Origin of the sequence: Candidatus Accumulibacter similis, from assembly GCA_013347225.1 — a bacterium.
Lineage (GTDB): Bacteria > Pseudomonadota > Gammaproteobacteria > Burkholderiales > Rhodocyclaceae > Accumulibacter > Accumulibacter similis.
This window is the reverse complement of the sequence record CP054595.1, coordinates 855,706-876,524: the sequence shown is the minus strand read 5'-3', so window position 1 is coordinate 876,524 and position 20,819 is coordinate 855,706. Positions and strand designations below refer to the sequence as shown.

The window sequence follows — 20,819 nt, the reverse complement described above, 5'->3', positions numbered from 1 at the left end:
AAGTTATTGCCGTAGTGCCGTTTTTGTTCTGACCCTTACCCGACCCGATCGGGCATGAGGGAGCGCCGAAGACCCTGACCCGGTCGCGTGCAGCTCCTCCAGGCCGCCAATAGCCTCTTGGAGGATGCTCACCATGTCTCACCATTCACCCACGCCGCCAGCGGCCTCTGCGCTCGCCGTAGGAGCCTTCCCAGGTGCCATGCTCGCACTGGATCTCGGCCAGCACACCGGCTGGGCATTGGCCTATCCGCGCGGACCCATCACCTCGGGTACCGAGCTGTTCAAAGCCGGTCGCTTCGAGGGCGGTGGCATGCCACTCCTGCGCTTTGTGAGCTGGCTTGGCGAACTGCACGACCGCGCCGGACCGCTGACCGCCGTCGTGTTCGAGGAAGTGCGCGCGCACCGCGGCACGGCCGCAGCACACACCTACGGCGCCTTCCTCGGGCAGCTCACGGCGTGGTGCGAGCTGCACCACATCCCCTACCACGGCGTACCGGTGGGCACGATCAAGAAGCACGCGACCGGCCGCGGCAACGCCGGCAAGGCCGAAGTGATCGCCGCAATGCGCGCCCAGGGATTCGATCCTGCGGACGACAACGAAGCGGATGCCCTCGCGCTGCTGCAGTGGGCGCTGAAAGGCGGTGCGCGATGAGCCGGCTGACCTGTGCACTCGCGCGGCTGTTGCCGGTCGCGCCCGCGACCGCTGATGAACTGCGGGCGATGCGCGCCGCCGCCTGGCACAAGCAGGGCGTGCTCGCCGTGCCGCTCGATACGGTCACCGACCGTTCGGAGCGGATGCTCCTCGAAGGTATCGGCAACCGGCTCTACGGGCGCCGGCAGCGGGCAGCCGTGGGAGGGTCTCGCGATGAGCGCTAAGCGGATCCCCCCATCGCTGAAGACCGGCGTCACGATGCCCGTCACCGGCGGGCGCCCCGTCGAGTGGGTGCGCGAGGAGTCCGGCGAGCACGCGGGCAACGCGCACTTCCGGACCGTCGATTCGCTGGGCCTCCTGCTCCGGAACGGCACGATCACCCCGCCGATGCACGACGCCGGCCAGCAGTTCGCCGCCACCTTCGTGTGGGCACAGCTGCACGGACCGCGGGCGCTGGCCCTCGACCGCGTTCGCGGCGGGCAGTGGTCTGACGGCATCAGCGAGCGCGCCGCCTACGCCCGCAAGCGGATCGGGGAAGCGCTCGACGCGGTCGGCGGCATCGGCAGTCCGGGCGGCACGGCCGTCTGGCACGTCGCCGGCCTCGGGCAGAGCCTGAAGGAGTGGTCCGCGCAGCAGGGCTGGAACGGACGAGCGCTGTCGCAGCCCGAGGCGCGGGGCATTCTGATCGCGGCGCTGGGCATGCTGGCTATGCATTATGGATATTTGCGAGCGGTTCCAGCGAAACCCCTTGATCGGTGAACATCGAAGGCGTAGCATTTGGGCATCTTCAAAGTAAAGCGCCTGCCGGAGCTCTCCAGCAGGCGCTTTTGCTTGGGGACGGCGAGGCTCGCCGGGACGGGACGTCCGGTGGGTCTGCCTCCTGAAAGCGCTATGCTCTTGTACTGATCCCAGAAGCATCTAGACATTCAAATGGAATATGCCAATATGATGTAGCGAAAAATTCTGCAGCACGTAACTTGTTGATTTGAAATGGGTCCTTCCGGCAAAATATGCCATGTGGGAGGCGTGCGCGCAGAGTAGTTCTAGCGTCAAGGCACAAAACGAGGTTTGCAGGGTTTGGTGTGCCACGAATGCATCCAGTGGCGAGGTTTGTTGGTGGATGCAATGCTGTACGAGAGATGAGGGCCGGCCCCTCGGAAGCGGCGTCCAGACGCGGCTTTCAAACCACCTTGAGCTGCTGCCGTCAAGAGCGGTGGTGGTGAACGTCAAGGAAAAGGCGGTGGTGCAAACCAAGGGTGCAAACCCGGCAGGTTGCACCGCAAACCGTCAGGTGTGTGTGACGAAGATGAACGCAAGTGAACTGCCATTGAAGTGTCGAAAGCAATCAGGCGATGTCGAAACCGTGACCGCAAACCCTCACGCGACAAGTCCAGCGGGTGTCTGGCGACTGGCTGGGCGGCATCCGGCATGTAGGCAGCATGATCGTCACGCAGGCTCTGGTATGGAACGTGGGAACCTGTCGTCCCGATGCCAAGGGAGCGGCGCGAAGCAGCCACACTGCGAGTGCCTGAGTACCGATGCGGGGCACAGGGGCAGATGGCCCCGTAGTAGTGATGAAGCGCCTGTAATGGGCGTGGAGCGAAGGGGGCCAGTCGTTGGGGCGGGTTTGTCGGCCAACCGATTCGTCGGGATGAGCCCATGAGTCAGCCAAAGCCGTTCGCGATTTCCAAACGAGCCGTTTGGGAAGCGTACAAGCGGGTCAAAGCCAACCGGGGTGCGGCAGGCGTCGATGGTCAGTCGATCGAGGAGTTCGAGCAGAACCTTTCGGGGAATCTGTACAAGCTCTGGAACCGGTTGGCCTCGGGCAGCTACATGCCGCCCGCGGTGCGGCGCGTTGAGATACCAAAAGCGTCAGGCGGAACGCGACCGTTGGGCATTCCCACGGTAGCCGACCGCATAGCGCAGATGGTCGTCAAAGACGCGCTGGAGCCAATTCTGGAGCCGTGCTTTCACGCCGACTCCTATGGCTACAGGCCGAACAAATCTGCGCATGACGCCTTGGCGGTGGCCCGGCAGCGATGCTGGCGTGCCGACTGGGTGCTAGACGTGGACATCAAAGGGTTCTTCGATAATATCGACCATACCCTGTTGATGAAGGCGGTGCGCAAGCACACCGATTGCAAGTGGATCATGCTCTACATTGAGCGGTGGCTGACCGCGCCGGTGCTGTTGCCGGACGGGACGCTGCAAGCGCGGGACAAGGGAACGCCGCAAGGTGGGGTCATCAGTCCTCTACTGGCCAACCTGTTCCTGCACTACACGTTCGATACGTGGATGACGAGGCACTTCTCCGTCATCGGCTTTGAGCGCTACGCCGACGATGTGGTGATCCACTGCAAGAGCCTCCAGCAAGCAACCCTGCTGCGCGAGAGGCTCAAGGAACGCCTGGCGGCCTGCAAACTGGAGATGAGTCCAAGCAAGACGAAGATCGTCTACTGCAAGGACGGGGGGCGCACAGGAGATTACCCGGAGTTCAGCTTTGACTTCCTGGGTTACACCTTCCGGCCACGGAAGGCGCAAAACAAGGAAGGGGTGACGTTTCTGAGCTTCCTGCCCGCGATCAGCGGTAGAGCGGCCAAGGCCATCCGGCAGAAGGTGCAAGACTGGAAGTTGCATCTGCGTCCGCAGACCTCCATGCAGGAGATCGCGGGCTGGATCAACCCGGTTTTGCGGGGCTGGTTGACCTACTACGGACGTTTTTATCGCTCGGCGCTCTATCCGGTGTTGGCGTACATTGATCTGAACTTGTTGAAGTGGGCAAAACACAAGCTCAATAGGCTGCGCCGGAGTTTGCGACGCGCCACGAATTGGCTGGAGCGCGTGCGCCACCGCCAACCGGGCCTGTTCGCGCACTGGCGCTTTGCTCACGTGCGATAGACGACTCAACGACAAGAGCCGTATGACGGGAGACTGTCACGTACGGTTCCGTGGGAGCGCAGGGGGGAGGTTCCCCTGCGCCACCCGATCAGGTTGCACCCGGTACCCGCCCTAGGTAGTCTGTACCATCACCACCATCCGCCCGCCCCCCGAATCGGCCGAGCTCGGCGCGCTGGACTGGGATCCATCCGCGTCAGGAAGCAGCCTGAGCTTGGTGATTGTGGCCAGCCAGTAGCGCCTTGAACACCGCCAGCAAGGCGGGAGGATGCCAGCGGCCAGCGCGCAGCCGTTTGTGCACCAGATGCCGATAGACAGTAGGTTCAGGAGCTTCCTTCCTTCTGTGCCGCCCTTGGTTGCATCGGTAACAAGCGGCCACGATGTTGTCTGCCTCATCGCGACCACCGTCCTGCCTTGCAAGCAGGTGCTCAGCGGTGCAGCGAAGGTGCATTGCCTGAGACGGGCTGATATTGTTGTCTCGGCAGAAGGATTCGAGATCGTCTTCCCACATTGGCAGGCCGCAGTAGTAGCAGCGGCCGATCTGGGCGAGGTATGCGTGGTGACGAAGTTGGGCTAGCAGTCCTGGTTTGGCCATGCGGGTTCCTCTGAAAGCAAAAATCAAAGAGAACCGCGCTAGCGAATCGGGAAGCTGGTCCTCTTGGAAGTGAAAATCCTCGAGCATCCCGCCGGCAGTTATGGCTAAACTCACCGAGACGGGCACCAGCTGCGAAACGTCGCCTGCATGGCACTACACGCCCTCCGATCGGAGAATGGCGCACGAGGATTATAGCCCATGCGCTCCAAAGCAGCGAATACGCGTGACTCCCGCCGAGCAGCCGAGGGGATGCCCGAAGCATCCCGATCACCACACTGATCTGGAGCTGAGAAGGAGGGGTTGTCCGCCGCCTTTTCGTTGCTCCTGCGATACGAACCCTCGCGGCCCGCGACCTCCGTCCGGGCCGCTTTCTTTTGCCGAGGTGAGCCTTGGCCGCACCCGAACTGACGCTCCAGCACTGGCCGATCGAGCGATTGATCGACTACGCCCGCAATCCCCGCCAGAACGACCACGCCGTGGAGCAGATGGCCTCGGTGATCACCGAGTTCGGGTTTCGGATTCCGGTGGTGGCCAGGAGCACCGGCGAACTGGTCGATGGGCACCTGCGACTCAAGGCGGCGCGCCGACTTGGGCTGACGACGGTACCGGTCGTCCTGGCCGATGAACTGACCGATGCGCAGATCAAGGCCTTTCGCCTGCTGGCCAACCGATCCGCTTCCTGGGCGCAGTGGGACGAGGCGCTGCTGGCGCTCGAACTCGAGGACCTCAAACTCGCGGACTTCGATCTGTCGCTGACCGGGTTCGAGGAGGGTGAGATCGCTCGCCTGCTGGCCGACGAAGCGGTTTCAAGCGACGGCAACCAAGAGCCGGCCGCGGATGAGCCCGACGCCGCGGATGACGTTCCCGATGCGCCCGTCCACCCGGTCAGCCGAACTGGTGATATCTGGGCGCTGGGCCAGCACCGTCTGATCTGCGGGGACGCCAGTGATGCTGCGGTGGTCGGCGCGCTGATGGGTGAGGACCGCGCGAACCTCTTGGTCACCAGCCCGCCGTACGCCAACCAGCGCGCCTACACGACGGGTGGCATCGCCGACTGGGACCGGTTGATGCAAGGCGTCTTCGCTGTGGCGATGACGGTGATGGCGGCGGCGGCGCAGATGCTGGTGAACCTCGGCCTGGTGCATCGCGAGGGTAGCGTGGTGCGCTACTGGGACGACTGGCTGACCTGGATGCCGCGCCAGGGCTGGCGCTTCTTCGGCTGGTACGTGTGGGATCAGGGCGTGACCGTTCCCGGTGACTGGGCCGGTCGCCTCGCGCCGCGGCACGAGTTTCTGTTCCACTTCAACCGCGAGGCCAGGAAGCCCAACAAGACGGTGCCGTGCAAGTTCGCCGGCGAGAAGTTGCACCTGCGCAGCGATGGCACCGCCGACAACGGGCTGCGCAACCAGGACGGTGGCTTTGGCAAGTGGACGCACTTCAATCAGCCCACGCAGGCATTCCGGATTCCCGATTCGGTCGTGGCCTGCACCCGCCAGCGCGGGTCCATCGGCGAGGGTATCGACCACCCAGCGGTGTTCCCGGTGGCATTGCCGGAGTTCGTGATCGAAGCCTACACGAATCCCGGGGAGATCGTCCTCGACCCCTTCGGCGGTTCGGGCACGACGGTGCTCGCGGCGCAGCGCACCGGCCGCATCGCCCGAGCGGTCGAGATCGCGCCCGAGTACGTCGATGTGGCGATCGAACGCTTCCGGCAGAACTTTCCCGGTGTGAAGGCGACCTTGCTGGCGAGCGGTCAGAGCTTCGACGAGGTCGCCGCCGAGCGGCTCTCCCTCCAACAGGAGGCGGCATGAACGTTTCGTGGCTGGCCGACAAGATCGAGCAGTGGCCGACGGCCAAACTGCTGCCCTACGCGCGAAATGCCCGGACGCACAGCGATCAGCAGGTGGCGCAGATCGCCGCATCGATCGCCGAGTTTGGTTTCACCAACCCGATTCTCTCCGGCAGCGATGGCGTGATCGTCGCCGGACATGGGCGCCTCGCTGCGGCTCAGAAGCTGGGTCTGGACGTGGTCCCGGTGGTCGTGCTCGACCATCTGACGCCGACCCAGCGTCGAGCTTTGGTGATCGCCGACAACCGCATCGCCGAGAACGCCGGCTGGGACGACGCGATGTTGCGCGTCGAGTTGGCGGATCTCCAGAGCAACGACTTCGACCTGGCGCTGACCGGATTCGCTGCCGACGAGTTGCTCGAGATCCTGGCCGGGGAGGAGACCAGCACCGAAGGCAACACGGACGACGACGCCGTGCCCGAGGTTCCGGAGACACCGGTCTCGCGGCTCGGCGATGTCTGGATCTGCGGCAAGCACCGCGTGCTCTGCGGGGACGCCACGCAGGAGGCGAGCTACCAGGCGCTGCTCGGCACCGATCACGTGGCGATGGTGTGGCAAGACCCACCATACAATGTCGACTACGCCAACAGCGCCAAGGACAGACTGCGCGGGAAGAACCGTCCGATTCTCAACGACAACTTGGGCGACGCGTTTGAACCCTTCCTGGTCGCCGCCCTGACGCCGATGCTGGCGCGCTGCGACGGAGCGGTCTACATCGCGATGTCCTCGAGCGAACTCGACACGCTGCAGTCGGCGTTTCGAGCCGCCGGTGGCCACTGGTCGACGTTCATCATCTGGGCCAAGAACACCTTCACGATGGGTCGCGCCGACTACCAGCGGCAGTACGAGCCGATCCTCTACGGCTGGCGCGAAGGCAGCAAACGCCACTGGTGCGGCGATCGAGATCAGGGCGACGTCTGGCAGATCAAGAAGCCGGTCAAGAACGATCTGCACCCGACGACGAAGCCCGTCGAACTCGTCGAACGCGCGATTCGCAATTCCAGCCGGCCGGGCGATACGGTGCTCGACTGCTTCGCCGGGTCAGGCACGACGTTGATCGCGGCCGAGAAGTCGGGGCGCGTGGCGCGGCTGATGGAGCTCGATCCGAAGTACGTCGACACGATCGTGCGCCGGTGGGAGGAGCACAGTGGAAAGAAAGCCACCCGAGAGTCGGATGGCGTGACGTTCGGCGAGTAAGCAGTCATCCAGAGGGAAGTGCGAGCCGGCAGCAAACGACCCTTTGCTGCCTGATGCTATTTTCCTGGGCAATGTCGGCTTCCTGATCGGCAAGTTGACGGACACTGTGACCTGGGCGCCGGCTGCACCTCGGCCAAAGCCGACTTTCGTCCAGCCGCGCGCACGCGTCAGCTCTGTTGCGGACTGCTGCCGTTAGCGATTTCGTGAGCTGAACGGTAGTTTTCCCGCTCGGCGAACTCACTGTCGCAACTGTTGCTGTGGTCAGTGATTCCAGCGCCGTCTTCTCCGCTACTTCGGGACATGGAACACCAGAACGGTCAGGGTCAGCTCCCGGTTCTTGTCGCCGTTGCTGTGGAAGATGTACCTGAAGCCGCTCTCATGCGGCCAGTTCACGGTGCGCTTGAAGTTGCCGTGGCCTTTGGCCACACCGTCGATTCCTGACAGCACGGTTGACGTGTCGACGCCCCGGTTGAACACGAGAATCGCGGTCTTGCTGTCCCGCCAAGTGGCGTAGGCTAGGAGCTGGTCGATGCCTTCGCCGAAGGCTTTCGGCCCCTTCCAGAACTTACATTCCGCGATGAAGACATTGCGGTCGCCCTCGCGTAGCAGAATGTCAGTCTTGCCTCCCATGTTGAAGGTCTCACCAGTGGCCTTACCTTCGAACTGCGCGTTGAGCTGCACGAGGAAGTGCTGACGGAGCGCCTCCTCGTTCATCGACTTGAAGGCTTCGGGACTACGTTCCATAACGAGCGCCATGTCCTGCACAATCTTGAGCGCCTGCTCGTACAGCTCCATCGCCAGCGCCGGTTCCGGTTTGAACTGCGCTGTTGTAGCAGGCGGCAGGGTTGGCATCGCCTTGCGTCGCACTGTTGGCATGGCATAAGTCCTCGGCGCGTCGGCGCGCCGCCGGATCGGGATTCCAAGCGCCTCAGCCCGCTGCGATTGCGCCAGGAGGCGGCTACGCCGCTGGTGAATCGCCTGCTCCGCAGCGCCCGGTAGAGCGAGGTTATGCGCCGCGATCATCGGGCGCTGCCAGCCGAGGTGTTCCTCGATGTCGGCGAGCATCCGATCCACAAGAGGCCGCACGTCGAACGGCTGGTCCGCAGGCGACTCAAACCGCAGCAGCAACTCGTTCTTCTCGATGACGGCGCGCGGCGGGTTCATCGTGAAGGTATTGGCCTTCGCGTAGAACAGCTCAGCCTCGCCCTCGAACGGGACTCGCACGTCAACACGCTCACCCGGAACCGTGGCTGGACGGCTCCGGGCGCTGATCCAACGCATCTGGTCGTGACGGACGGCTACCGGCACATCCTGATAGTCCGCGTACCACTGATCGCGCAGCAGCGTGATCGGCGTAACACTGTACTTCTCGACGAGGTACTTCTTGAGGTCGTCTGGGACTGTATTGAGCAGCCGGTTCTCGTCCAGTAACTCAACCTCGTGCCGCATCTCCTGCATAGTAGAGCGAAGCGAATGATCAAGGTCGTGGGTGACGAACAGGAGCCCTGTGCTCTTGTCGATGCTGCCAAACATGTGCTTCCTCCGGGTCTTCCACTCGATCGGCTCGCGCCTTCGTGATACTTCAGAACGGAATGCCATCCTCACTGGCGGCAGTTGCTTCCTCGCGGTGCTGTTGCCTTTTTAACCTGTCTTCGACCGTGCGGATGAACCGAACTGAGCTAGCGACGTGGCTGAAAATCAGCAAGCTCTCGTCGTAGTTTAGGATTGGGTTGTCGTGCGCGAGGCTTTGGTTGTTCCTCACGTCGTTGAAGGCTTCCAGCACCGAGATCGCTGACTTCAGGATGCGGGCGGTCATCTCGGACTCGAGGTGACCGTCGTCGCGCAGCCGCTTTACGTACTCGCCGAAGAGGGAATGCAGTGGCTTCTCGCGAGTGATGGTGATGCCGCTTCCTTCGCAGAGTGTACGCACGAACTTGATGACGTAGGTATGCAGACGATCTAGGCCCGCTTCTGGCTGGTTCTTTTCGATGACTTCGCGCACGTGTGCGGCTACCGCCTCGAAGTCACGGCCATCCGCCGTCGCATTGAGCGCATCGAGGTCCGCCACGGCGCAAGTCTGCTTGAGGCGGGCAACGATCTTGAGGCACTCTTCCGGAAGTGCGCCGTAATTCTGAAAGGCGTCGATTTCCTTGCCGTACTCGATCAGATCGCCGATGAGCTTGCCGACCAAGTTGTTGCCTTCGACGCCCCAGAAGCCGCGCAGTCGGTTAGCTTTCGATCCGCTGCCATAGTCGTAGCGCCCGTTGTTGATGTCGCGCCTTACGCTCTCCTCGACGAACTCCGCGAAGGTCCGATTGGTGAAGTCGAGGACATAGCCGCTCCCCATACCGAAGAGGCGTTCGAGTTTTCGCTTCTCACTGGAAGTCAGGTTCGACATCTTTTCACGTACTCTCGTGCTCAAGTTTCGGTCAGGTCCGTTGCTCGCACCTCGATCGCGCGCTGGAACAATGCCGTGTACGTATTCTGCTGAATCATCCCCTTGGCGTTCAGCGCCCTGATCACCTGATAGGGGTTGTAGAGCAGGATGTATTGGTACGGCCCCGCAGGCCCGTCCTTGCAGTCGATGAAGCCGAGATCGCGCAGAACAGCCAGGTGTTGCCGCCATGTCGCGACATTGCGCCCCCGGGCGTACCCTGCTTCCATCGCGGCAACCGCCTCGATGTCGATCTTGACGAAGCCTTCATCAAAGACCCGGCACCATAGCACCAGATAGGTTCTGCCCGCAGGGACCGCCTTGCCGTTGGTCACCTGTTTTGAAATGTCGTCAATCAGGTTGATGATCAACGCCATCGTGCGAGGCATGGTGGTGAAGCCCTTGCGTGTCTTGTCAGTGCGTAACCACAAGCGCTTCTCGTCGAGATCGGGCCACAGATGCGCTCGCATCTTCAGATTGCTCTCAATCGCGCCGTTGCGCCGCGCCCGCGCCTGCTTGTCGTTCAGCATCCCAATCCCGACGGGCACATCGGGCCTTCCCGTCGCCGCAGTTGGGGAGGACTTGCCAACTGAATTCAGGGCAGACTTTGCTCGCGTCGCGGCGGCTGCCGCCGTCTTAACCGGAGCCGCTTCTCTTGCGGGTACGGCATTCATCTTGGTGACCATGTCCAACTCCCTTTCTGTCGCAAAGTGCCCTGCGACCGGAGCTAGCCGACTCCGGTCGCAGTACGCACATCCCAGGCTTGGAGGCTGGCTGGCGAGCGTTTTGGAGGCTCTCGGTCAGCGGTGCGTTCGGGCCTAGCCACTGTGCCTTAAAAATGCCAATAATCAAAGCATTACGTTTCAACAACCTGTTTCTGGGTTCGTAGGGGCGCCGCCAATCATATTCTTCACTGCTAAGTTTTGGCGCAACTCGGATACTGAGTCCGCACTATCGCCAACGACGGTAGAACGGAAGTCAAGCGTTCATGCGGGTTGCCGGGCGAGGGCACTGTGATCAATGTGCTCCTAGTACTCCGAGTGCTCCATGTGCTCGCTGTGCTCAGGGGGTTGAGGGGGCGCGCCCACTCGCCTTCACTCGCCAGCAGGCCGGGCTGACCACGCCTATCCCGGCCAATCCGGGTGACGACTCCTCACACTCAGACGGGCACTCGGCAGCGGCGCGCCCTCGGCGGACATCGAGTTTCGACTCTATTGCCCAAGCCCATTCGGCCTTTGACGGACGGTTTGCGGACGCATCGGTGACTGAAATGGACCGCTATCCCCGATGGCAGCAATAGCCGAACAACTGTCAGAGTCCGCAAACAACGGGACGTCCGGTTCAAGATCAGTTACCCTCCGTTCGCGCGGGATCACGTTTCGCCGCCGGCACGTCAGCTTCTGGCCGAATGCAGACGACGCCATCCTACACCCACTGGCCGCTTCTCGCAGTAGCGGTCGATCAGGCGAGAAAATTGTCATCGCCAACCGAATGGCTGCTTACGCCTGGTCGCCCCCGGGTCAACGTCGGCTTTGGAGAGACCTCGCCGCCGCGTGCTCATGGCCGACAGTGATACCTCGCAGGCCCTCACCGAACGACCGCGTAATATGCGCATAGCCTTCGCAGCCTGGCACGTTCGAGCAGGTCAGGCGACCAACTCTTCGGCGATCTCGCAGTGCACCACGAACCCGGTCAAGTACGGCAGGCCGCAGGGGATGCCATAGTCGCGGGAGGTCTGGCGACCGATGGTCCAGACCATCCAGCGCGCTACGGCGGCGTAGATCGCTTGCTCGAGGTCCTTGCCCTTGGCCCGCTCGTTGAGGACGTCGTCGGCAAAATGGCGGCCATGGCGGCTGTCGAGAAACGCGCGGACCGATTCGAGTGACTGGCCGGTCGCTGCGGCGATGGTGGTCATGGCGATGGGCCAGGCGGCTTCGCCCTGGTCTTCCAGGGTGCCGGTGAAGCCCCAAGTATCGTTGTGGCTGGCAGGGATGCTTTGGGTCGTCATGGGGGTCTCCTTGCGGTGGGTGGTGGCGACACCCGTATGAACGCGCTCTTCGAGCAGGAAGCCAAGCTCCATCTTGGCATCCTGCCCGCTGAATGTCATCGCCTGGCGTCGACCCGCATGAGCTCGGCTTGTGCTCCGGCGATCAGGTCGAGGCGCACGTTGCCGGCGACGTAGGTCGCCAGGTGGTTCAGGGTCCAGTTGAGCACGTTGGCTTTGTCCTTCAGGTCCTCGACTTCCTCGTAGCGCGCGATGTAGTGGTCGAGTTCGGCGAGGGCGCGCTCCATCGTGGCGCGGGCGTTGGCCAAGGACTCACGGCCCTGAGTCTTGGCAAGGTTGGCGATGTAGTCTGCTGGGTTCATGGGGCGTCTCCTGGTGGGTACTGCGTTGATGACAACTGTATGAACGCGCTGTTCGAGCGGTAAGCCAAGCGAATTCTCAATCTTCTTCGGGGCCACCTGGAGCCTGTTTGGTGCCGCCGCGTCAGGGTTGGCCCTGCGGCTTGCACCGTCGCGCGGTGTAGCGTTCTCGGCTCGCGGGCGACCGGTGCTTGGCGACGCGTATTCAGCACCACGTGACACCAGAGCGCAACTCGTGTGCAACGGCCAGCAGGTGAAAGACCTCGCGCAGGCGTCGGATGACGCCTTCTTGGTCGATGCCGGGATCGATGACTCGCACGCCCGGCCGGATGGTCGGCCGGCCGTCGATCTCGACGATACGGGTGGGGCCGCGCTCGTCGGTCGGCGCGACCGTCCGGAATGCACCGGCCTGATGCAGGGCCCGCAGCATCCGTTGGCGCAGCCGCGGCAAATCGACGAAGGCGATCTCGCCATAGCCCTCGGAGGTGTCGATGCCCAGCGTACCCAGCACGATTGCTGCATTGCGGTTCGAGTAGTTGAGGCAGGTGTCGGGTTGCGCGTTGATGACGATGCTGATGCTCATGCTGGGCTCCGGGTCGATCGTGTCAGTTGCCGCGCAGGATCTTGATGCCGGCGTTGACCAGGGTCATGACCGCACTGGCGAAGATCGTCTCGGCCATCCAGGGGCAGGCCTGGCCGTCTTCGAGCAACTCGTCGATGGCTGGTTTGGACTTCGCGCGCATCGCCGCGCAGACGGCTTCGCGGATCTCGTCACCGGCGGTCCGGATCTCCGGGCACAGCCGGATCAGGGTCGTCAGGGCAGCGGTGGCGAGCTGGTTGCCGAGGGTGTCGAGGTTCTTGGCTTGGGTCGGGGTCATGGCGCTGCTCCGGATGGCGTGGTGGATGACGAGCACATGAACGCGCTGTTCACTCCGGAAGCCAAGCAGAAGATTGATCTTCTGGACCCTCGCCGGTCAGGATGTCGAGCCAGTCGCGCACGAAGTGCTCGCCGGTGACTCCGTGGTTGCGGACGTCGCGTACGCGCTTCATGGTGAGGTTCCACTCCTGAGCGATACCCCGAATCGTCTTGCGATTTTGCCGCATCAGGCGGCGGATGGTTTCGGCGCTGAGGGTGTTCATGTCGGGCTCCTGGTGGCGTTGATGACGATCTTATGAACGCGCTGTCTGCTGCCGAAGCCAAGCGGATTCTCCATGTTTCTTGGGGTGGCGGGATCCCTCCAACCACCCAGGCGGGCACTACCCGATTCGATAGGTACGGTCGCCACCAGGGACCTTCTCGGACGTGATGGTCAGCCCGAGTTTCTTCTTCAGTGCGCCTGCCAGGCAACCCCGAACGGTGTGACCCAGCCATCCGGTGGATGCGCAAATTTGCGCAACCGTCGCCCCCTCGGGCCGCTGGAGCATGGCGATCACGGCGGCTTGCTTGCTGTTCTCCCGGGTTCGCGGCCGGCGCTCGACGACGTCCGGCTGCGGATCCGGCGGCGCCTGGTCTGGTCCCCACTCGGCCTCGATGGCCGCCACCGCCGCATCGATCTCGGCGTCCGGGGTGATGGACTCCGGCAGCGCGCACTCACGCCCCACGGCGGCGCAGCCGTCGGCGGTCAGCCGATACACGATCTCGTCGCCGACCGCCGTCTCGAAGATCAGGTGACGGCTCAAGAGACTGGCGAGGACCTTCTTTTGGGCGCCGCTGGGCAGCCGCGCCGGCAGGGGATGAACGCGGCCATCGGCTCGGTCGGCGGCAGCGGTGAGGACTTCGATCTGGGTCGGGGTCAGGGTGCTCATGTCGGGCTCCTCGATGTGGTTGATGACATGCGTATGAACACGCTGTGCGCGGGGGAAGCCAAGCGGTTTCTGCTTGGCTTCCATCGGCTGTCGTCTACGCCACCAGCTTCTCGGCCAGGGCAAAGGCATGATCCTTGAACCGGGCGCCCGGGCCAAACCAGGCAGCGTTCAGGCGGTTGTCCTGCATGCGGCCCTTCTCGTGGTCGATGTACTCGGTCGTGGCGTTGAGCAGTCCCCAAAGGGTCCGGTCCGTGGCGTCCTGGGCGCCGCCGATCATCTCGCCGGCGAAGAGGTCGAGGATGCGGCGGTAGCCCTTCGACTTCCGGACCTGTTCGGGCGAGTAGGTCTGGCCGTAGGGCATGAAGGGTTGGAAGAGATCCAGCAACCAGGCGTCGGTCTCGAGGGTGCTCAGTTTCCGCTGGGCCATCAGCCCGGCCTTGTGCTGGAACTCCTCCCAGGCGTTGAGGGCGATCCCCAGGTCGGCGCGGACTTCCTTGGGATCGAAGATCGCCTGGTGCGAGATGGTTACCTGCCTCTGCGACGAGGCGTTGCGCAGGCAGGCCTGCAGCGTGTTGTTGCAGACCACCCGGACCGTCGTGAAGCGGGCGACGGTGGCCATCGTACCGTCGTAGGAGGTGGCGAGCAGCAGGTAGGGCGCGACCTCGTCGTCGAGGATGCGGGCGTTGTCGCCGACGCGGCCCAGCGCCCAGATGCGCCGCCCCGCCATCAGCGCGCCGACCGTCTCGATGCTGAACTGCCTGGCTGCCGCCAGTTCGCCGAAGAAGTGGAGGATGTCCGCGGGCTGGACCACCCGGTAGTCCGACGAGACCACCGACAAGGGTGCGCCGCAGTCGCTGCGGTACAGCACGTGCTTGTCGGTGTAGGTCTCGCGGCCACCGGAGACGCTGCTGTCGAACTGGACTTCGGCGCGCAGCGCCTGCCATTCGAGCTGGGCGGCCTTCTGCCAGACCTCGACCGGGGCATGCGGGTCCACGGTCTGTCCCAGGCCATGCCAGGGGGTTTCGGATCCGGTCGCGTAGGCGATGGCGGCCTGGCCGGTGGTGAAGTCGATTTGGTGTGCCATGGTGTTCTCCTCGGCGGTGGTTGATGACGAACACATGAACGCGCTGTTCGAAACAGAAGCCAAGCGTTTTCTGATGGAGCACCGCGGCACGGCTTGAGGACGATCATGGGGCTGTCGATTCGCGCCTACGCCCGGCACCGTGGGGTTTCGGACACGGCCGTCCACAAGGCCATCCGCGCCGGGCGGATCACGCCGGAGGCCGACGGCACCGTCGATCCCGACCGCGCCGACCGGGATTGGGCGAGGAATTCGGAGACGCCCCGCGCGGGCACGACGCGACGGGCCGAGACGGTCGCCGTGCGGGAACCCGCAAGCGAAGCAGCGACGCCGACGTTCGCCGCGGGCGGCACGTCGCTGCTCCAGGCACGAACCGTCAACGAGGTCGTCAAGGCGCAGACCAACAAGGTGCGGCTGGCGCAACTCAAGGGCGACCTGATCGACCGCGCGCAGGCCCTCGCCCAAGTCTTCAAGCTGGCACGGGCCGAGCGCGATGCCTGGCTCAACTGGCCGGCGCGCGTCTCGGCGCAGATGGCCTCGCAGCTCGGGGTCGATCCCCACGACCTGCACATCGCGCTCGACGGCGCGGTGCGCCAGCACTTGCAGGAGCTGGGCGAACTTCGTCCGCGGGTGGACTGATGGTTGAATGGGACTACGACGGCGCACTCGACATCGAGCGAGTCTGGCGCGAAGGCTTGATGCCCGACCCGCTGCTCACCGTGTCCGAGTGGGCCGACCGCCACCGGATGCTCTCCAGCAAGGCCTCGGCGGAACCAGGCCGCTGGCGCACGAGCCGCACGCCGTATCTGAAGGCGATCATGGACTGCCTGTCGCCGACCTCGCCGGTCGAGCGGATCGTCTTCATGAAGGGCGCACAGCTGGGCGCGACGGAGATGGGCAACAACTGGATCGGCTACGTGATCCACCACGCGCCCGGTCCGATGATGGCCGTCTCGCCGACCGTCGATATGGCGAAGCGCAACTCGAAGCAGCGTATCGACCCGCTGATCGAGGAATCGCCGGTCCTGGCCGAGCGGATCGCGCCAGCCCGCAGCCGCGATGCCGGCAACACGATCCTGGCGAAGGAATTCCGCGGTGGCGTGCTGGTGATGACCGGCGCCAACAGTGCGGTCGGGCTGCGCTCGATGCCGGTCCGCTACCTCTTTCTCGACGAGGTCGATGGCTATCCGACCGACGTCGACGGCGAGGGCGATGCCATCTCGTTGGCCGAAGCCCGTACCCGCACCTTTGCGCGCCGCAAGATCTTCATCGTCTCGACGCCGACGATCGCCGGGGCGAGCGCGATCGAACGCGAGTATGAAGCCAGCGACCAGCGGCGCTACTTCCTGCCGTGCCCGCACTGCGGTCATCGCCAATGGTTGCGCTTCGAGCAACTGCGCTGGGAGAAGGGCCGGCCGGAGACCGCGGCCTACGTCTGCGAGTCCTGCGAACAACCCATCGCCGAGCATCACAAGGCGCGCATGCTGGAGCAAGGCGAGTGGCGGGCGCTGGCACCCGCGAGCGGCAAGACCGCCGGTTTTCACCTCTCCAGTCTGTACAGCCCGATCGGCTGGCGCAGCTGGCGGGAGATCGCCGCCGCCTGGGAGAGTGCGGTGCGCCAGGAGTCCGGTTCCTCGGCAGCGATCAAGACGTTCAAGAACACCGAACTCGGCGAGACCTGGGTCGAGGAAGGCGAAGCGCCGGACTGGCAGCGGTTGCTGGAGCGTCGGGAGGACTACCCGATCGGCCGCATCCCCGCCGGCGGCCTGCTGCTGGTGGGTGGCGCCGACGTGCAGAAGGATCGCATCGAAGCGTCGATCTGGTCCTTCGGCCGCGGCAAGGAGTCGTGGCTCGTCGAGCACCGCGTGCTGATGGGCGACACCGCCCGCGACACCGTCTGGAAACAGCTCGGCGCACTGATCAACGAAACCTGGACGCACGCCTCGGGCGCGCAGGTGCCGCTCGCCCGATTCGCGCTGGACACCGGCTTCGCGACGCAGGAAGCGTATGCCTTCGTCCGCGCCTGCCACGATCCGCGACTGATGGCGGTCAAGGGTATCGCCCGTGGCGCGGCCCTGATCGGCACACCGACGGCGGTGGAAGTGTCGCTGGGTGGCAAGCGGCTGCGTCGCGGCATCAAGCTGTTCTCGGTCGTTGGCGGCATCGCGAAGCTGGAGCTGTACAACAACCTGAAGAAGACGCCGGAGGTCTCCGAAGACGGGAGCACCGTGCGCTACCCCGCGGGCTACGTCCATCTGCCGAAGGTCGACGCCGAGTACTTGCAGCAGCTCTGTGCCGAGCAGCTGGTCACCCGTCGCGACCGCAGAGGCTTTGCGGTGCGCGAGTGGCAGAAGATGCGCGAGCGGAACGATGGTTTGGATGCCCTGGTTTACGCGCGCGCCGCCGCTGCCGCCGCCGGTCTCGACCGCTTCGAAGAACGGCACTGGCGCGAACTCGAACGACAGCTGGGTCTCGCGCCGCCCGACGAACCGCGCAGTACTCTGCCGACCCCGGACCCCGAGGCCACCCCCAGCGGTGGCCTCGCCGCTTCTGGGACCCGACGGACCACCCGGCGCGTCATCCGCAGCCGCTGGCTCAATTGAGATCCCCAAGCATGCCCTACAGCAACGAACAACTGCTCGCGCTGCAGAAGGCGCTGGCGACCGGCGAGAAGCGCGTGAGCTTTGGCGACAAGACCGTCGAGTACCGCAGTGTCGACGAGATCCAGGCGGCGATCCGCGAGGTCGAGGCGTCTCTCGCCCGCGCGGCCGGCGCACGGCGCACGCGCCAGATCCGCGTGACCACCGACAAGGGTTTCTGATGAGCTTCTGGACGCGGATCAAGGCCAGCTTCGCGAGCCTGCCGATCTACGACGGCACCGGCAGCGGGCGGCGCACGCTCGCCTGGATGCCCGGCAACCCGGGGGCGATTGCCGCCCTGCTGTCGACGCAGACGGAACTGCGCGCCAAGAGTCGCGATCTCGTGCGCCGCAATCCCTGGGCCGCGGCGGCGCTGGATGCCTTCGTCGCCAACGCCATCGGCACCGGCATCAAGCCGCAGTCGATGGTCACCGACGTTGTTCTGCGCGAGCGCTTGCAGGCACTCTTCCGGGACTGGACCGAAGAGGCCGACGCCGCCGGACTCACCGATTTCTACGGCCTGCAGGCGCTCGCCTGCCGGGCGATGCTCGAAGGCGGTGAAGCGCTGCTCCGTCTGCGCTACCGCCGCATCGAGGACGGCCTGGTGGTCCCGCTCCAGCTGCAGGTGCTCGAACCGGAGCATCTGCCAGTCACGCTCAACACCGTCGCCGAGAGCGGTAACGTCGTGCGCGCCGGCATCGAGTTCAATCGGCTTGGGCAGCGGGTGGCGTACCACCTGTACCGTTCGCACCCCGAAGACGGAGCGCTGTCGCCGATGTCGGGTGCCGGTGGACTCGACACCGTGCGCGTGCCGGCCGGCGAGATCATCCATCTCTACCGGCCGCTGCGACCCGGCCAGATCCGCGGCGAGCCCTGGCTCGCACGGGCGCTGGTCAAGCTCCACGAACTCGACCAGTACGACGACGCCGAACTGGTGCGCAAGAAGACGGCCGCGATGTTCGCCGGCTTCATCACGCGCCAGAGTCCCGAAGACAACCTGATGGGCGAAGGCCTGGCCGACGCCGCCGGTGTGGCGCTCGCCGGGCTCGAACCCGGCACGCTGCAGATCCTCGAGCCCGGCGAAGACATCAAGTTCTCCGACCCGGCCGACCTCGGCGGCAGCTACAGTGAGTTCCTGCGCAATCAGTTCCGCGCGGTGGCCGCCGCGATCGGCATCACCTACGAGCAACTGACCGGCGATCTCACCGGGGTGAACTACTCCAGCATCCGCGCCGGCCTCCTCGAATTCCGCCGGCGATGCGAGATGCTGCAGCACGGCGTGATCGTGCACCAGCTCTGCCGGCCGGTGTGGCGCGCGTGGCTGGAGCAGGCGGTGTTGGCCGGGCGAATCGACGCGCCGGGGTTTGCCCGGGAGCCGCGCCCCTACCTCACGGCGAAGTGGATCCCGCAAGGCTGGCAGTGGGTCGATCCGCAGAAAGAGTTCAACGCCCTGAAGCTCGCCATCCGGGCGGGGCTCACGAGCCGCTCGGAAGCAATCTCGTCGTTTGGTTACGACGCCGAGGACATCGACCGCGAGATTGCCGCCGACAACGCCCGGGCGGATGCGCTGGGACTGCGGTTCGACAGCGACCCGCGCTACGACAACCAGAACGAGCCGGCGGTGGCTCCGGCGCCGCCACCCGATCCACAGGAATCCTGACATGCCGCTCGTACACCTGGCGTCCCGTCTCTATGGGACGCCGCTCTTGCTCGCTCAGGCCAAGCTCGACGTCCTGCTCGCCGTGCTCGGAGCGCGCATCGGTTGGCCCGAACCGCACGCAGCCGTCGCACTCCCTTCGCCGCGAGTAGCGCCCGACGCGCCGCCCGGCATTGCCGTGATTCCGGTCTATGGCACGCTGGTGCGCCGGACGCTGGGGCTCGAAGCCGCCTCGGGCCTGACGTCCTACGGTGAGATTGGGTCGCTCCTGGACGCCGCGGTGGCCAACCCCGAGGTGACCGGCATCCTGCTCGACGTCGACTCTCCCGGCGGCGAGGCGGGTGGGGTCTTCGAGCTCGGGCAACGAATCTGCTCGGCGAACGCCGTCAAGCCGGTCTGGGCGATCGCCGCCGACTCGGCCTTCTCGGGGGCCTACGTCCTCGCCTCGGCCGCCTCCCGGGTGTACGTCACCCAGACCGGCGGCGTCGGCTCGATCGGCGTCATCGCGCTGCACGTCGACCAATCGGCGCGCGATGCCCAGCAGGGCTACCGCTACACGGCGATCACCGCCGGCGAGCAGAAGAACGACTTCTCGCCGCACGAACCGCTTCACCCGGCCGCGCATGGCCGACTGCAGACCGAAGTCGACCGGCTGTACGGGATCTTCATCGATCACGTCGCGACGATGCGTGACCTCGATGCGGCCGTCGTGCGCGCCACCCAGGCCGGACTGTACTTCGGTCCCGAAGCGCTGAACGCCGGTCTGGCCGACGGCCAGGGCAGCTTCGACGAGGCGGTCACCGACTTCGGCGTGTTTCTGGCTGCTCGTCGTTCGCCGGGGCGCTCGCTCACGGCCGGCCGATCGCTCCTTGCTTCTTCCCTTCTCTCCCAGGAGGTTTCCACCATGACCGACCGCATCACCCCAGACGTCCCGCAGCAGCCCGCGGCACCAGCCGCACCCACCACGTCCCCCGACACGCGAGAGACGCCCGACGCCGCCGCCGTCCAGTCGGCCATCGACGCTACGCGCGCCGAGGCCCTGGCGATCGCCGAACTGTGCCAATTGGCAGGTTATCCGCAGCGCATCGTGACCTTCCTGGCGCAAGGAGCCAGTGCCGCGGAGGTGCGCCGCGCGCTCCTGGCGGCACGCGCCGAGGGTCTCGAAATCGACTCGCGCCTCGCTCCGGATGCCCCGGCTCGCGAAGCCCATCCCGACCACAACCCGCTGATCCAGGCGGTCAAGAAACTCACCGGAAAGGACTGATCCATGCCCGCCCTCACCGAAGCCAACAACCTCGGCGACCTCCTGAAGTACGAGGCGCCCAATCTCTACTCGCGTGATCGCGTGACCGTCTCCGCGGGCCAGAACCTGGCTCTGGGTGCTGTCGTCGGGTCGGTGACCGCGACCGGCCAGGTCAAGGCACTCGATCCGTCCGCCAGCGACGGGACCGAGCTGCCGACCGGCGTCCTGCTGGGGGCGGTCGACGCGCGTCTCGCCGATCGTCCCGACGGCCTGATCGTCGCCCGGCACGCGGTCGTGGCCGACACCGCGCTGGTCTGGCCGTTCGGCATCACACCTGCGGAGAAGAACGCCGCGCTCGCCACCCTGAAGAGCCTGGGGATCCTGGCTCGTCCCTCCGTCTGAAGGAA

General features: G+C 65.0%; 23 protein-coding genes and 1 pseudogene. 12 read left to right on the top strand and 12 right to left on the bottom strand.

The features are described from left to right. Window positions 1-199: 199 nt before the first annotated feature. From HT579_03910 to HT579_03900, 3 genes are read left to right on the top strand one after another with little or no spacing between them, the layout of a single operon-like run. A complete protein-coding gene (locus HT579_03910; protein QKS28156.1) occupies window positions 200-652 on the top strand; it encodes a hypothetical protein in 453 nt (150 codons plus the stop codon). Then, the gene (locus HT579_03905) at window positions 649-876 is read left to right on the top strand and encodes a hypothetical protein (GenBank protein ID QKS28155.1); all 228 of its coding nucleotides are present in this window, start codon (window positions 649-651) and stop codon (window positions 874-876) included. The genes HT579_03910 and HT579_03905 overlap by 4 nt, the downstream gene beginning before the upstream one ends. After that, window positions 866-1,411: a hypothetical protein gene (locus HT579_03900; GenBank protein ID QKS28154.1), complete on the top strand. Its 546-nt coding sequence runs from the start codon at window positions 866-868 to the stop codon at window positions 1,409-1,411. The genes HT579_03905 and HT579_03900 overlap by 11 nt, the downstream gene beginning before the upstream one ends. Before the next feature lie 290 nt (window positions 1,412-1,701). Here the strand turns inward: HT579_03900 and HT579_03895 are convergent. Next, window positions 1,702-1,882 (bottom strand): annotated as a pseudogene (locus tag HT579_03895) (hypothetical protein). A 429-nt stretch (window positions 1,883-2,311) separates the two neighbouring features. Here HT579_03895 and ltrA point away from each other — a divergent pair. Next, complete coding sequence (gene ltrA, locus HT579_03890) at window positions 2,312-3,550, top strand: group II intron reverse transcriptase/maturase (protein QKS28153.1); 1,239 nt, start codon at window positions 2,312-2,314, stop codon at window positions 3,548-3,550. 193 nt (window positions 3,551-3,743) lie between these two features. Here the strand turns inward: ltrA and HT579_03885 are convergent, their stop codons facing one another. Then, window positions 3,744-4,142, bottom strand: a complete 399-nt coding sequence (locus HT579_03885; protein ID QKS31489.1) for an HNH endonuclease — start codon at window positions 4,140-4,142, stop codon at window positions 3,744-3,746. Between the two features lie 404 nt (window positions 4,143-4,546). On the opposite strand from HT579_03885, the gene HT579_03880 reads away from it, so the two are divergent. Continuing rightward, the gene (locus HT579_03880; protein ID QKS31488.1) at window positions 4,547-5,953 is read left to right on the top strand and encodes a DNA modification methylase; all 1,407 of its coding nucleotides are present in this window, start codon (window positions 4,547-4,549) and stop codon (window positions 5,951-5,953) included. Next, window positions 5,950-7,188 carry a site-specific DNA-methyltransferase gene (locus HT579_03875; GenBank protein QKS28152.1) on the top strand — a complete coding sequence of 413 codons (1,239 nt, stop codon included), beginning with the start codon at window positions 5,950-5,952 and terminating at the stop codon, window positions 7,186-7,188. The genes HT579_03880 and HT579_03875 overlap by 4 nt, the downstream gene beginning before the upstream one ends. A gap of 288 nt (window positions 7,189-7,476) precedes the next feature. Here HT579_03875 and HT579_03870 read toward each other — a convergent pair whose 3' ends face one another. The 10 genes from HT579_03870 to HT579_03825 all read right to left on the bottom strand — a co-directional run bounded on the left by HT579_03870 (window position 7,477) and on the right by HT579_03825 (window position 14,876). Further along, window positions 7,477-8,721 carry a hypothetical protein gene (locus tag HT579_03870; GenBank protein QKS28151.1) on the bottom strand — a complete coding sequence of 415 codons (1,245 nt, stop codon included), beginning with the start codon at window positions 8,719-8,721 and terminating at the stop codon, window positions 7,477-7,479. A gap of 49 nt (window positions 8,722-8,770) precedes the next feature. Beyond that, window positions 8,771-9,586, bottom strand: coding sequence for an abortive infection family protein (locus HT579_03865; GenBank protein QKS28150.1), 816 nt, complete (start codon window positions 9,584-9,586; stop codon window positions 8,771-8,773). A gap of 20 nt (window positions 9,587-9,606) precedes the next feature. Further along, entirely contained in the window at window positions 9,607-10,308 is a 702-nt protein-coding gene (locus tag HT579_03860; protein ID QKS28149.1) for a hypothetical protein, read from the bottom strand. Between the two features lie 959 nt (window positions 10,309-11,267). Then, window positions 11,268-11,630 carry a hypothetical protein gene (locus tag HT579_03855; GenBank protein QKS31487.1) on the bottom strand — a complete coding sequence of 121 codons (363 nt, stop codon included), beginning with the start codon at window positions 11,628-11,630 and terminating at the stop codon, window positions 11,268-11,270. 95 nt (window positions 11,631-11,725) lie between these two features. Then, complete coding sequence (locus tag HT579_03850; protein ID QKS28148.1) at window positions 11,726-11,989, bottom strand: hypothetical protein; 264 nt, start codon at window positions 11,987-11,989, stop codon at window positions 11,726-11,728. Between the two features lie 202 nt (window positions 11,990-12,191). Next, window positions 12,192-12,569, bottom strand: coding sequence for a hypothetical protein (locus HT579_03845; GenBank protein ID QKS28147.1), 378 nt, complete (start codon window positions 12,567-12,569; stop codon window positions 12,192-12,194). Between the two features lie 22 nt (window positions 12,570-12,591). After that, entirely contained in the window at window positions 12,592-12,864 is a 273-nt protein-coding gene (locus tag HT579_03840; GenBank protein ID QKS28146.1) for a hypothetical protein, read from the bottom strand. A 49-nt stretch (window positions 12,865-12,913) separates the two neighbouring features. After that, entirely contained in the window at window positions 12,914-13,126 is a 213-nt protein-coding gene (locus HT579_03835; GenBank protein ID QKS28145.1) for a hypothetical protein, read from the bottom strand. A 117-nt stretch (window positions 13,127-13,243) separates the two neighbouring features. Further along, window positions 13,244-13,792, bottom strand: a complete 549-nt coding sequence (locus HT579_03830) for a DUF3489 domain-containing protein (GenBank protein ID QKS31486.1) — start codon at window positions 13,790-13,792, stop codon at window positions 13,244-13,246. 94 nt (window positions 13,793-13,886) lie between these two features. Beyond that, window positions 13,887-14,876 (bottom strand): DUF932 domain-containing protein, encoded by a 990-nt coding sequence (locus HT579_03825; protein QKS28144.1) that lies wholly within the window; start codon window positions 14,874-14,876, stop codon window positions 13,887-13,889. 105 nt (window positions 14,877-14,981) lie between these two features. Between HT579_03825 and HT579_03820 the strand changes: the two genes are divergently transcribed. Genes HT579_03820 through HT579_03795 form a run of 6 tightly spaced genes read left to right on the top strand, consistent with a single transcriptional unit; the run spans window position 14,982 to window position 20,814 of the window. Beyond that, window positions 14,982-15,512: an elements of external origin gene (locus HT579_03820; protein ID QKS28143.1), complete on the top strand. Its 531-nt coding sequence runs from the start codon at window positions 14,982-14,984 to the stop codon at window positions 15,510-15,512. Next, window positions 15,512-17,476 carry a phage terminase large subunit family protein gene (locus HT579_03815; protein ID QKS28142.1) on the top strand — a complete coding sequence of 655 codons (1,965 nt, stop codon included), beginning with the start codon at window positions 15,512-15,514 and terminating at the stop codon, window positions 17,474-17,476. Before HT579_03820 ends, HT579_03815 begins: the two co-directional genes overlap by 1 nt. A gap of 11 nt (window positions 17,477-17,487) precedes the next feature. Next, window positions 17,488-17,694 (top strand): hypothetical protein, encoded by a 207-nt coding sequence (locus tag HT579_03810; GenBank protein ID QKS28141.1) that lies wholly within the window; start codon window positions 17,488-17,490, stop codon window positions 17,692-17,694. Next, complete coding sequence (locus HT579_03805; protein ID QKS28140.1) at window positions 17,694-19,172, top strand: phage portal protein; 1,479 nt, start codon at window positions 17,694-17,696, stop codon at window positions 19,170-19,172. The genes HT579_03810 and HT579_03805 overlap by 1 nt, the downstream gene beginning before the upstream one ends. 1 nt (window position 19,173) lies before the next feature. After that, on the top strand, window positions 19,174-20,433 hold the full coding sequence (locus HT579_03800; protein QKS28139.1) for a S49 family peptidase: 1,260 nt from the start codon (window positions 19,174-19,176) through the stop codon (window positions 20,431-20,433). A gap of 3 nt (window positions 20,434-20,436) precedes the next feature. After that, window positions 20,437-20,814: a head decoration protein gene (locus tag HT579_03795; GenBank protein QKS28138.1), complete on the top strand. Its 378-nt coding sequence runs from the start codon at window positions 20,437-20,439 to the stop codon at window positions 20,812-20,814. Window positions 20,815-20,819 lie beyond the last annotated feature (5 nt).

What these genes read in the sequence shown, in the direction of transcription:
- HT579_03910 (QKS28156.1), top strand. Translation starts at nt 200, where the DNA reads ATGCTCGCACTGGATCTCGGCCAGCACACCGGCTGGGCATTGGCCTAT.
- HT579_03905 (QKS28155.1), top strand. Translation starts at nt 649, where the DNA reads ATGAGCCGGCTGACCTGTGCACTCGCGCGGCTGTTGCCGGTCGCGCCC.
- HT579_03900 (QKS28154.1), top strand. Translation starts at nt 866, where the DNA reads ATGAGCGCTAAGCGGATCCCCCCATCGCTGAAGACCGGCGTCACGATG.
- ltrA (QKS28153.1), top strand. Translation starts at nt 2,312, where the DNA reads ATGAGTCAGCCAAAGCCGTTCGCGATTTCCAAACGAGCCGTTTGGGAA.
- HT579_03885 (QKS31489.1), bottom strand. Translation starts at nt 4,142, where the DNA reads ATGGCCAAACCAGGACTGCTAGCCCAACTTCGTCACCACGCATACCTC.
- HT579_03875 (QKS28152.1), top strand. Translation starts at nt 5,950, where the DNA reads ATGAACGTTTCGTGGCTGGCCGACAAGATCGAGCAGTGGCCGACGGCC.
- HT579_03870 (QKS28151.1), bottom strand. Translation starts at nt 8,721, where the DNA reads ATGTTTGGCAGCATCGACAAGAGCACAGGGCTCCTGTTCGTCACCCAC.
- HT579_03865 (QKS28150.1), bottom strand. Translation starts at nt 9,586, where the DNA reads ATGTCGAACCTGACTTCCAGTGAGAAGCGAAAACTCGAACGCCTCTTC.
- HT579_03860 (QKS28149.1), bottom strand. Translation starts at nt 10,308, where the DNA reads ATGGTCACCAAGATGAATGCCGTACCCGCAAGAGAAGCGGCTCCGGTT.
- HT579_03855 (QKS31487.1), bottom strand. Translation starts at nt 11,630, where the DNA reads ATGACGACCCAAAGCATCCCTGCCAGCCACAACGATACTTGGGGCTTC.
- HT579_03850 (QKS28148.1), bottom strand. Translation starts at nt 11,989, where the DNA reads ATGAACCCAGCAGACTACATCGCCAACCTTGCCAAGACTCAGGGCCGT.
- HT579_03845 (QKS28147.1), bottom strand. Translation starts at nt 12,569, where the DNA reads ATGAGCATCAGCATCGTCATCAACGCGCAACCCGACACCTGCCTCAAC.
- HT579_03840 (QKS28146.1), bottom strand. Translation starts at nt 12,864, where the DNA reads ATGACCCCGACCCAAGCCAAGAACCTCGACACCCTCGGCAACCAGCTC.
- HT579_03835 (QKS28145.1), bottom strand. Translation starts at nt 13,126, where the DNA reads ATGAACACCCTCAGCGCCGAAACCATCCGCCGCCTGATGCGGCAAAAT.
- HT579_03830 (QKS31486.1), bottom strand. Translation starts at nt 13,792, where the DNA reads ATGAGCACCCTGACCCCGACCCAGATCGAAGTCCTCACCGCTGCCGCC.
- HT579_03825 (QKS28144.1), bottom strand. Translation starts at nt 14,876, where the DNA reads ATGGCACACCAAATCGACTTCACCACCGGCCAGGCCGCCATCGCCTAC.
- HT579_03820 (QKS28143.1), top strand. Translation starts at nt 14,982, where the DNA reads ATGGGGCTGTCGATTCGCGCCTACGCCCGGCACCGTGGGGTTTCGGAC.
- HT579_03815 (QKS28142.1), top strand. Translation starts at nt 15,512, where the DNA reads ATGGTTGAATGGGACTACGACGGCGCACTCGACATCGAGCGAGTCTGG.
- HT579_03810 (QKS28141.1), top strand. Translation starts at nt 17,488, where the DNA reads ATGCCCTACAGCAACGAACAACTGCTCGCGCTGCAGAAGGCGCTGGCG.
- HT579_03805 (QKS28140.1), top strand. Translation starts at nt 17,694, where the DNA reads ATGAGCTTCTGGACGCGGATCAAGGCCAGCTTCGCGAGCCTGCCGATC.
- HT579_03800 (QKS28139.1), top strand. Translation starts at nt 19,174, where the DNA reads ATGCCGCTCGTACACCTGGCGTCCCGTCTCTATGGGACGCCGCTCTTG.
- HT579_03795 (QKS28138.1), top strand. Translation starts at nt 20,437, where the DNA reads ATGCCCGCCCTCACCGAAGCCAACAACCTCGGCGACCTCCTGAAGTAC.